General features: G+C 28.6%; 7 protein-coding genes. 6 read left to right on the top strand and 1 reads right to left on the bottom strand.

Annotated elements, in window-relative coordinates:
- Positions 1-74 precede the first annotated feature (74 nt).
- The 6 genes from E6A48_RS04065 to E6A48_RS04040 all read left to right on the top strand — a co-directional run bounded on the left by E6A48_RS04065 (position 75) and on the right by E6A48_RS04040 (position 10,459).
- The gene (locus tag E6A48_RS04065; RefSeq protein ID WP_219708770.1) at positions 75-2,567 is read left to right on the top strand and encodes a cyclic nucleotide-binding domain-containing protein; all 2,493 of its coding nucleotides are present in this window, start codon (positions 75-77) and stop codon (positions 2,565-2,567) included.
- A 96-nt stretch (positions 2,568-2,663) separates the two neighbouring features.
- Positions 2,664-3,797 (top strand): pyridoxal phosphate-dependent aminotransferase, encoded by a 1,134-nt coding sequence (locus tag E6A48_RS04060; RefSeq protein ID WP_219708768.1) that lies wholly within the window; start codon positions 2,664-2,666, stop codon positions 3,795-3,797.
- Between the two features lie 193 nt (positions 3,798-3,990).
- Positions 3,991-6,525 carry an endopeptidase La gene (gene lon / locus E6A48_RS04055; protein WP_219708766.1) on the top strand — a complete coding sequence of 845 codons (2,535 nt, stop codon included), beginning with the start codon at positions 3,991-3,993 and terminating at the stop codon, positions 6,523-6,525.
- Positions 6,526-6,641: 116 nt separating this feature from the next.
- Positions 6,642-8,078 (top strand): class I SAM-dependent methyltransferase, encoded by a 1,437-nt coding sequence (locus E6A48_RS04050; RefSeq protein ID WP_219708765.1) that lies wholly within the window; start codon positions 6,642-6,644, stop codon positions 8,076-8,078.
- Between the two features lie 139 nt (positions 8,079-8,217).
- The gene (locus tag E6A48_RS04045; RefSeq protein WP_219708764.1) at positions 8,218-9,501 is read left to right on the top strand and encodes an adenylosuccinate synthase; all 1,284 of its coding nucleotides are present in this window, start codon (positions 8,218-8,220) and stop codon (positions 9,499-9,501) included.
- Between the two features lie 25 nt (positions 9,502-9,526).
- The gene (locus E6A48_RS04040; protein WP_258018535.1) at positions 9,527-10,459 is read left to right on the top strand and encodes an Rpn family recombination-promoting nuclease/putative transposase; all 933 of its coding nucleotides are present in this window, start codon (positions 9,527-9,529) and stop codon (positions 10,457-10,459) included.
- Between the two features lie 330 nt (positions 10,460-10,789).
- Here the strand turns inward: E6A48_RS04040 and E6A48_RS04035 are convergent, their stop codons facing one another.
- Positions 10,790-11,953 carry a variable surface family protein gene (locus E6A48_RS04035; protein WP_219708772.1) on the bottom strand — a complete coding sequence of 388 codons (1,164 nt, stop codon included), beginning with the start codon at positions 11,951-11,953 and terminating at the stop codon, positions 10,790-10,792.
- Positions 11,954-11,959 lie beyond the last annotated feature (6 nt).

Genomic DNA, 11,959 nt, shown 5'->3' with positions numbered 1-11,959 from the left:
TTTTTTTTACAAAAAAACTTATAATTGTATTATTATTTTTATAATTTATCATAAATAATTTTAGAGAGTTTGATATGAATATACCCGAAGAAAATGGAATCAAAAACCTTACACCAAATACTACTATATATCACGAAGGCGAAAAAATTAAAAACATTTCTATTATCACTAAAGGTGAAATTGATGTTTATATTTCTTCTAGAGAATTAATCGGAATAGAAGATGAAGAAGAAATAATGAAATATAGTTGTAAACTTTTTTCTATACCAAGAAACATTATGATTGGAATTGGCGCTTTTATGAATGATTCTAATTATATTTTTTCTTTTAAGTCCAAAAATGATAATGAAATATATACTATAAATATTCCTGATATAGAATATATAAAATCATTCTTTAATAGCAATAAAACATACCTCACAAATATGTATCATTCTCTTGCTTATTTGATAATGAAAACTTATGATGAGTATATCAAAATTAAAAAAATTAATGATGAACTTAAAATAATAACTACTAATCTCGGGGTTATGTATTTCAATTTAAATGCTAAAAATAAAAATATTAAATCTGAATTATTTCTAAAAACAAAAGAAGTTTTTGAATATGCTACAAATGATGGTTTTAATTTTCCTACAGATTTCAATACTGATTTTATAAAAGAAGACCATGAAGAGATATACAATAATAATAAAAATAAAATCATCGAAGAAAATGAAAAATTAGAGTTTGAAATAGAATATATAAAAAGATTTTTAACTATGCCTAAAGAAATTAAGGCTCCTTTCTTTAGCTATGATGTTAATATGACTTTATCTGCTACAGCTATATTATATCAAACTTTAAAAGATATAGCTGATATGCTTAAATCTGAATTTATAAGCACTATGGAAAATATATCTTTTCTATATTCAAATAATCAAGAATCTCTATTTACAGAATATTCTAAAATGGCTTTTGAATTAGAAAAACAAGGCAAAAATTATGAAGTATGGGCTAGATATTCTAGATATATAGCAAATGCTACAAAAGACATATGCGAAAAAATTAAAAACAAATATGACTATGATTTAAATATAGATATAGATGAATTAGAAAGCACTATAAAAAAACTTACACAAAATATAAACTCACATGGTAATGATGAACCTAACAATGAAGAAAATAATGTTCAAGTAATTATGGGTGTAGAAGATATTCCTGAAGAGATTAAAAACCCTAGCAAAAAAATAATAGAAATGTCAGGCATTCCTGAAGATAGAGCTTCCACATTCTTTAAATCTTTAAATGCATTCAAAAAATTAAAAGATAAATTCAGCACTGAAGATGATGCTAGAAAAATTAGAAGAAGTGTTACAAATGTATTCTTTGAAGTTTATAAAGAAATAGCTAAAAAATATATTATAAATAGTGAAAAAAATAAATTATTTTCTATGTTCCTAAACTTCGGATATATGGACGACCAATTACTTACTCCAAATCAAATTGTTGATTTATACGAAGTTAAAGATAAAACATCAACTAAAAAAATTAATGTATTTTATATAGATGAATGGCTTCAAAAAATTTATGATAAAGAAGAACCGCCTTCTGTTAATGGTTTCGGACAAGACTATAGAGAAGCTTTAAGAGAGATGAAAAAAAGAGGAACTATTAGCGATAGTGAAATGGAAGAACATTGGGAAAGCCCTCTTAGAAGACTTGAATATGAAGTAGATAATATGATTGAAACTACTCATAGATTATGTTATGGTCAAATAAGTGTTTACTTCCCTATTCTTCATAAGGATATGATAATTAAAGATTTTAAAGATTCTTTAATTAAAAGAGAAGCAATGGAAAACACTCTAAACTCTATATTAGAAATAGATTTTTCTGCTTTCTACAGAGAAGTTTTATATAAAAATAAAGAGCTAAACATAGAAAAAGAATTAGTTATGCAGGAAGTACTTCCAAACATTATATTAATGCCTACATACGGTTCTCGTGCTATAATGTGGGAAGAGCTTTCAAGCAGACAAAAAAATAGTACTGCTAGATTCCTACTTCCTATATTTACATCAGAAGATTTAGAAGGATTAACTCTTCCTATGATGGGTGCTTTTAGATGGGAGCTTTGTAAAACTATGCTTGGTCCTGCTTGGAATGATATTACTCAAATGTCTATCACTTCAGAATACAGCGATTATATTCAGTTCTACAAGAAAAACAGAAATCTCTCTGATGATGCTAAAGAAAAATTAAAAGTACAAATTAAAAAATGCAGAAACAATTTAAGAGAAGTATTTGTATCAGATTATGTGATATGGCTTAAATACGAAAGTAAAGGTATTATGCGTCTAAACAGAGTGGCAAGAGGTATATTATACAGACAAGTTCCTTTTGCTAAAAATATAAGAGATGAACTTGAAAAACAACCTATGTTTGCTGATATGGCTAATAGATTTAAAAACATAAGAAATAAAAAAGCCACTGAATTAGAAAATAGATATTTCAAATTCACTAAAACAGGTAATCCTTTGCCTGAAGAGCTGCAAAATCATATAGATTTTTATAAGAAAATGTAACTATAATAAAATTGACAAAAAATAGTTTTTATATATAATATTACTCTATATAATAATATTTTAAACTCAATTTCTATTTTTTATGGAGATAAAAAAATGCAGCTTAATAAAAATATATTAGAAGTACCATATTCGTTAATAAGAGAACTTACAGAAAAAGCACAAAAAAAACAAGACAGCATAATGCTCACAATAGGAGAACCAGATTTACAGCCTCCAAAAGAATTAATTGATTATGGATGTGAATATGCTAAAACACATGCTCTGCCATACACTCAATCTGGCGGAAGCGAACATTTAAGAGATTTAGTTGCTAAGCATTATAATAAATATTACGGTTCAAATGTTAATGCTAATAATATCACTATGCATATTGGTTCTATGGAAGGTATATCATCTGTATTTAGAACTATATTAAATATTGATGATGAAGTTATAATACCTACTCCATTTTTTTCACCATATGAACAAGCAGTTAAATTGTCTTATGGTAAAGTTGTATTTCTAGACACAAGAGAAGACCATCTTGTATTAAAGCCTGAAAAGATAGAAAAAGTTATAACTAATAAAACAAAAGCAATTCTTTTTAGTAATCCTGGAAACCCATCTGGATATATGCTAAAAAAAGAAGAGGTTGATGAGCTTGTAAAATATTTTGAGAAAAAAGATATATTTGTTATAGCCGATGAAATATATTCTGCTATATCATTTTATCCTTTTACATCTTTTGCTTCTTATCCTTCTATAAAAGACAAAGTGATAATATTAAATGGTTTTTCAAAGTCGCATTCTATGACTGGCTGGAGAATAGGATACAGCATAACTCCTGAAGATGTGAGAAAATATTTAGTTAATGCTAGTTTTAATAATGTGGGCAGTATGGTTAGTTTATCTTGTGCTATTGCTGAATATGCTTTAGAAAAATATCCAATAATAGAAAGTTATAGAGATATTTATAAAGAGAGAGCTTTTACTATGTCAAAAGAATTAACTGATTTAGGTTTTGATGTAATAGAGCCTAGGGGAGCTTTTTATTTATTTGTAGGATACAGTAAGTTTTCTAAAGAGCCTTCACTTGATTTTTCTATGAGGTTACTAGATGAAACTGGTGTTGCTGTTGTACCTGGTATTGCTTTTGGAAGTGAAAATTATTTTAGAATAGCTTTAACTCAGGACATACCTATATTAAAAGAGGCTATTAAGAGAATTAAAGACTTTTTAAATAAATAAAAATAACAAATAAAATAATTTTATAATATAATGGGGCTTTAAAAGCCCCTTGTTTTTTGATATAGTTTTAATTTTTTATTAGTAAATATGGTTATATATAAAAATAATTATTTATTATTTTTTATTTAATATTAAATTTTGACAAAATAATTAGTTTGTTTATAATGTAAAAACATATTTTGGAGAAAACACAATGAGTGAAAATAATAAAAATAACGATATAGAAAAAAACGAAAATATAGAAAACAAAACTGAAAATAAAACTATTGAAACAAATCAAGAAAACGATTCTGATAATGCTGTATCAATAGTTGAAGATAAACTCCCATCAAGGCTAATAATAATACCTGTAATGGGAAAGCCATTATTTCCAGGTCTTTATGCTCCATTTCCAATACCAGCTTCTCAGGCTAATGCTGTAAATAAAGCCATTGCAGAAAATGATGGTTTTTTAGGTCTTAATTTGTATATACAAGATGAACCTAAAGACATAAAAAAAACAACTATAGATGAAATATATAAAGTGGGCGTTGTTGTAAAAGTATTTAAAAAACTTAATCTTCCAGATGGAGGACTTAACCTTCTTATTAATTCAATTAAAAGATATAAAATAATCAGATACATTTCAACTGACCCTGTAATTAGAGCAGAACCTTTATATATACCAGACATAGTAACAACCAATAATGATAAAGAGGCAAAAGAAATAAAAGCATATACAAGAGCTTTACTTTCTGAGGTAAAATCATTAAGCGAAAACAATCCTCTTTTTACAGAAGAGATGCGTCTTACAATGGTGAATGTAGACGACCCTGGTAAATTAGCAGATTTTGTTACTTCTATGATAAATGTAGAGAGAGCTAATCAGCAAGAAATATTAGAAACTTTTGATGTACAGGAGAGATTAGAAAAAGTTTTACTTCTTCTTCAAAAAGAGAGAGAAATAACAAAACTTCAGCAAAAAATTCAAGGAAGCATTAACTCTAAAATACAAAAACAGCAAAGAGATTATTTTCTAAAAGAACAACTAAAAGAGATAAAAAAAGAATTAGGCTATGACACAGACCCTAAACAAAAAGATATAGATAAATATAAAAAAGAGTTAAAAGAATTAAAAATAGTAGATGAAGTAAGAGAGAGAATGGAGCAAGAAATAGAAAAAATTTCTACAATAGACACACATTCTCCAGAGTACACAGTGTCAAAAAATTATCTTGATACATTATTTGCACTCCCTTGGAACAAAGAAAATAAAGAGAGAGAAGACATAACAAAAAGTAAAAAAATATTAGACAGAGATCATTATGGATTAGAAGATGTAAAAGATAGAATATATGAGTTTTTGGCAGTGAGAAAACTAAACCCAGATAAAAAATCTTCAATACTCTGTTTTGTAGGCCCTCCTGGTGTTGGTAAAACATCTATAGGAAAAAGCATTGCAGAGGCATTAGATAGACCATTCTTTAGGTTCTCACTAGGCGGTATGAGAGATGAAGCAGAAATTAAAGGACACAGAAGAACATATATTGGTGCTATGCCCGGCAAAATAATTGAGGCTTTAAAAATTGTTAAATCTAAAAACCCTGTTTTAATGCTTGATGAAATAGATAAATTAGGTGCTAGCTTTCAGGGAGACCCTTCTAGTGCATTGCTTGAAGTATTAGACCCAGAGCAAAACTCTTCTTTTAGAGATCATTATCTTGATTTACCTTTTGATTTATCTAATATTTTGTTTATTACAACAGCAAACACATTAGACACTATTCCAAGACCTTTGCTTGACAGAATGGAAGTAATTAGACTATCTGGCTACATCATGGAAGAGAAAATAAAAATTGCTACAAAATATATAATACCAAGACAATTAAAAGCACATGGTTTGATTGCTAAAAATATTAAGTTTACAAACAAGGCTATAGCAGATATAGTTAATGGTTATGCTAGAGAGGCGGGTGTTCGTAACTTCGAGAGAATGATAGAGAAAATATGCAGAAAAATTGCTGCTGATGTAGTATCAAACAACAAAGAAAATTATAATATAACTATAGATTCTAAAGATTTAGAAAAGTACTTAAAAAAACCAATCTTTACAGAAGATTTTACGGAAAAAGATTTAAAACCAGGAAATGCAATAGGTTTAGCTTGGACTTCTATGGGTGGGGCTACTTTAACTATAGAATCTATTAAAGTACAAGAGAAAAAAGATGCAGGCACTATAAACATAACGGGTCAGCTTGGAGAGGTGATGACAGAGAGCGTGCAGATTGCTTACAGCTATGTAAAAAGTGTTGCTAAAAATTACGGCGTTGATGAGAATTATTTTAATGATGCTATAATACACCTACATATACCAGAAGGAGCTACTCCAAAAGACGGTCCTTCTGCTGGTATTACTTTAGCTACTGCTTTATTATCGCTTGCCATGAATAAGGTTATTAGAAATGACACCGCTATGACAGGCGAGCTTTCTCTCAATGGAAAAGTGCTTCCTATTGGAGGGCTTAAAGAAAAGACTATAGCAGCTAAGAGATTAGGCTTTATTAAGCATATTATAATACCTTTTGAAAACAAAAGAGATTTAGATGAAATACCTGATAAAGTTAAAAGCTCTCTTATTTTCCACCCTGTAAAAGATGTAGAAGAGGTGTTTGACTTTATGTTTAAATTAAACAAGTCTAATAAAAAAACTGATAAAGCATCAAGTAAATCTAAAAAAGCAAAAAAATAATTATTAAAATATTTATAGGTAAAAGGCTTGAACTTAAAAGTTTGAGCCTTTTTATTATTGATTTTATTTATTATTAATTTAGAATAAAGAAACTCTATATAAAAAATCTATTAATTATGAAACAAAAAATAATGGCTAATCAGTTAGAAACAGATAAAAAATTAATCTCTATACTTAAAAAGCTCCCTAACGATTATTGGGACTTTAAAAATGAAAACACAAAAGAATATACTATACATAATTATCCAGCTGTAATGGTGCCGCCTATAAGCAGAAATATTATTAATATAGTTAAGCAAATTATGGAAGTTGATTCTTTGCTTGATCCATTTTCTGGTTCTGGAACAGTTCTTGTTGAAGGTATGCTTGCTAATATTAAAACAGTGTATGGAAACGACATTAATCCGCTTGCTATACTTATTTCAAAGGTAAAAACAAATAAACTTGATATACATGAGCTTAAAAAAGAAGTTTCAGTTTTTTTAGAAAATATTAATAATGATTATAATAAAAATATAAATTTTTATGAGGGGGCAGATGAGTATTGTAAGAAAAATATTGATATTACATCAAAAAATGGTTGGGGAGATAATGCTCCAAAATATCTTATAGAATATATAAACTTAAATAAAATTAATTTTGAAGTACCTGATTTTAAAAATATTGGCTATTGGTTTAAGCCTAGAGTGATATTACAGCTTCAAATGATTAAAAAACATATCCTAACAATCAAAAATGAAAATATACGAAATTTTATTTTTGTGGCATTTAGTGAATTAATTAGAATTGTATCTAATCGCAGAAACGGAGAGTTCAAAATGTTTAGAATGTCTCCAATAAAAGTTGAAAGTTTTAATCCAGATGTATTAAAAGAATTCATTTATATTTTAGAAAATAATATTAAAAAAATGCATAGTTTTGTTGAAGCTTGTAAAAACAATAATGGTAATTCAAAAGTTAAAATATTTAATAATAATGTTATAGACTTATTTTGTATTCCTGATTTATCCATTGATTTAGTAATTACATCTCCTCCTTATGGAGATAGCAGAACAACTGTTGCTTATGGAGAATACAGCAGATTATCACTTCAATGGTTAGATTTATTTGAACTTTCTCAAAAAGAAATAATGATGCTTGATAAAAGATTGATGGGAGGAACTAAGTTTAAAAATGGATTTGAATTTTCAATTCCAAGTAAAACTTTAAATAAATCATTAGAATTTATTAAAAATATTGATTTAGAACGTGCTGGTGATGTGTATAGTTTTTATTTAGACTTAGAAAAAGCAATATCTTCAATTTCTAAAAAAACTAAAAAAGGAGCTTATCAATTTTGGGTGGTTGCAAACAGAACTGTTAAAGGAGAACTTTTAAAAACAGATAAGATAATAATAGAAATTGCTAGTAAATATAATATGGATTATGTTTATACAATTAATAGAAATATAATTAACAAAGTAATGCCATCATTAAACTCACCAACAAATATAGTTGGCAAAAAATCAGAAACTATGTGTAATGAGCACATTGTAATTCTTAGAAAACAATAATATATTCAATTAAAACAAAAGTAAATAAAAACTTTATTGATTTTTAGTGCTTGAAATTGTGATAATTTCTTTATATAATATCTTTCGTGTGTTTTTTCTAAAAAGTTTTTACACACACATTTTACTAGGAGGAAATATTATGGCTTCAGTTATTATTGTAGGTACACAGTGGGGTGATGAAGGCAAAGGAAAAATTGTTGATTATCTTGCTAATAAGGCTCAGTATGTTGTTCGTTCTCAGGGCGGAAGTAATGCAGGACACACCGTTGTTGTTGATAATATCAAATATAAATTAAGGCTTCTTCCTTCTGGTATACTTCATAAAGATAAAGTGTGCATTATAGGTAATGGTGTTGTAATAGAGCCTAAGGTATTTTTAAGTGAGATTGACGGCCTTATAGAAAAAAAAGTTAATATGTCTAATTTAAAAATATCTAACAGAGCTCATGTTCTTATGCCTTATCATAAAATATTAGATGAACTTCAAGAAGAGGATTTGGGTGAAAATAAACTCGGCACTACTAAAAACGGAATAGGTCCTTGTTATATGGACAAAGCAAGCCGTTTGGGTATAAGAATAGTTGATTTAATGAATAAAGAAGTATTTGCTAAAAAATTAAAGTTTAATGTTGAACTTAAAAATAAACTTCTTAAAAAGCTTTATAATCATGAAGGAATTAATTACGAAGAGTTATTGAAAGAGTATTTGGAATATGCTGAAAGATTAAGACCTTATGTTGCTGACACTACTACAATATTAAATAAAGCAATAAAAGAAAAGAAAAACATATTATTTGAAGGTGCTCAGGCTACAATGCTTGACTTAGACCATGGAACTTACCCATTTGTAACATCATCATATCCTGCTGCGGGCGGTGCTTGTACTGGTTCTGGAGTTGGACCTAGAAAGATAGATAATGTTATAGGGGTTGTTAAGGCTTATTCTACAAGAGTTGGAGAGGGACCTTTTCCTTCAGAGCTTTTCGATGATGTTGGGCAGTTTATAAGAGATAAGGGCGGTGAATACGGCACTGTTACAGGAAGAGCAAGAAGATGTGGTTGGCTTGATGCTTGCGTTATAAAATATGCTTCATACATAAATGGTCTTGATTCTGTAGCTATTACTAGACTTGATATATTAGATGAATTAGAAAAACTAAAAATATGCGTTGCCTACAAATATAATGGCGAAATATTAGAAGACTATCCAGCTGACTTGGATATACTTTCAAAAGTTGAACCTGTATATGAAGAGTTTGAAGGTTGGAAAACAAGCACTACAAATATTAGAGAATATGATAAACTTCCAGAAAATGCTAAAAAATATCTTAAGAGATTAAGTGAAGTTATTGAAACAGATATATCCATTGTTTCAGTAGGTGCTGGAAGAGATGAAACTATCATCATAAAAGATATTTTTTAATTGAATATTAACTTTTACAGTGTTTTTGACTTTTAGCTTCTATTTTGCTATAATATATTTATGGAATGAGTTTAACATCGCTGTAGACACATTAAATAAAAAGAATGATTGTTTTGTAAGATATCTTTTTTCAAATCTTGGCAATGAGAAAATAGTATTAAATTTTATTAATGCTGTTATGGATAATTTAAACTTCAAAACTTTTGAAACTTTAGAGATACTAAACCCATTTAATTTACATAAATATCTTAATTCAAAAGAAAGCGTGGTGGATATAAAATGCACGGCAGACACTGGCGAAGTTGTTATAATAGAGATACAGCTGCAAGGCAATGAAACTTTTATTAAGAGAACATTGTTTTATTGGGCAAGCAATTATAGTTTGAACCTAAATAAAGGCGATGATTATAATAAACTTCTTCCTGTTATAAGCATAAATATTTTAGACTTTGTATTATTTGACGGCATAGAAGATTGTTATAGTTGTTATATATTAAAAGAATTAAAACACGATAAAATACTTACAGACCATTGTCAATTTCATTTTTTAGAGCTGCCGAAATTTAATTATGATAAACAACTAAACAAAGATTTAAATAGTTGGTACAAATTTTTTATTGGAGGTGAGAGAATGTCAAACCTAATAAAAGAAAACACAATATTTGATGAAGTAGATAAAAAATGCAAATCATTTATATCAGAAAATCCATTACTTGATGCATATAAGATAAAGGAAGCAGAAGAATATTTTCAAAGAGAAACACTCCATAGAGAATGGGAAAAAGGTATAGAGCAAGGCATAGAAAAAGGCATAGGAATAGGCAGAGAAGAAGGCAGAGAAGAAGGTAAAAAATATAGCACATTGATAATAGCAAAAGCAATGAAAGATAAGGGAATGGACGCAAACACAATAATAGAGCTAACAGGATTAAGTATAGAAGAAATAAAGAACCTTTAACGTTTATCAATTTTTGTTTTTAAAAATATAGATATTTTTTATATATGAAGCTAGAACATTTATAAACCCAAAACAATTGCACTTTCGCGAAGCGTGCTCGAAGGGCGAAAACTTTGATGAAGTCCGCAGAACGACCGAAGAAAGTACCTTTAGGTATGAGTACAAAGGCGGGAAAATAACAAGAAAAAGTTGAATAAAAAAACTTATTACATATTTGAAAACTTTTAAGTTTGTAGGTAAGTATATTTATAAGTTTTAGGAGTATAAAAACTGCAATAAAAAAGGGAGGCAATCAAGCCCCCCTTGTCTTTTTAAGCTTTTAACACTCTATTATAGAGCAGGTAAATACCAAGTTATACCAGTAGAAGCATTGAATTGAACGTTAAGATCTCCTCCAAGAGTTCCTTCCCCAACACTTTCTAAATTATAGTTACCAATTTCAGCTTCGAAATACCATTCCAAATCTTTAACAGGAGTGATATAAATCTCACCGTAAGAGCTCCAACCTAATTTATGTGTTATTCCATTTGCTCCATTATTCAATTTATAACCTGTATCGTTAGCAACATAACCTATACCAGCTTCTAAGTAAAGAGAAACTATATCGCTGTTAGCAGATAAACCTAAAGTAGGGATTAATCTTAATTCCCAAGGGTTAGAATCATAAGTAGCTTCTCCTGTTACAGGTTCTCTATAACGAACATCTGAACTAGATGATACTCTAGTAGAAGCAGTACCAACTTTACCTTTAGCATCTAAAGCAGTGTCATAACCAATTTTAACAAAAGGTTTAAGAGCAACATCACCTACTGTAGCACCAAAATATGGTCTTAATTCAAAACCAAATGAAGAAGCTGTTTGTTTTGTACCATCTTGACCAGTATATTGATTCATACCATAATAAACATAAAGTCTTATTTCATTGATAGCTTCAATGCCTGTGTAGTATCTAATTTGTGGGTCCATGCTTATACCCATATATTTTGTTTTATCTGTACCAAGAGTTCCAGTAGCAGTATCAGCAGCTATATCACCGTTTTTAACAGCTATTTGTACAGGTACAACTATTCTTAAGCTGTCATTTACAGCATTTATAGCTAATACAGGAGTATGTACGCTTAAACCATAACCATTTTTAGTTAGAGTATTAAGAGTATTATGTTTGTATGTATAGTTATAACCAAGACCAATACCAAATACATCAGAAGTGTAACCAATACCAGCAGATACTGTAGGAAGGAAATTAAAGAATTGTTTGCTATTAACTGTTGTAGTATCCATTATAGCACCTAAAGCACTACCTTCAGATCTGAAACCAACTGTACCTTTAATCATATCGTTACCTAAAACGAATCCAAATTGTTGCATTCTTGCTCTTAATTGATTACCGTGTACAAGGAAATCAATCCAGTCAGAGTTAGCGCCGTACATACCAAATACTGATGCACTTGCTATAGTCAATAAAGCCATAGCGGTTAATAAAACCTTTTTCATTTTTTT

It is taken from the genome of Brachyspira pilosicoli (genome assembly GCF_019402445.1).
GTDB lineage: Bacteria > Spirochaetota > Brachyspiria > Brachyspirales > Brachyspiraceae > Brachyspira > Brachyspira pilosicoli_B.
Note: the sequence above shows the minus strand (reverse complement) of the source record. Positions and strands in the feature narration are given on the sequence as shown.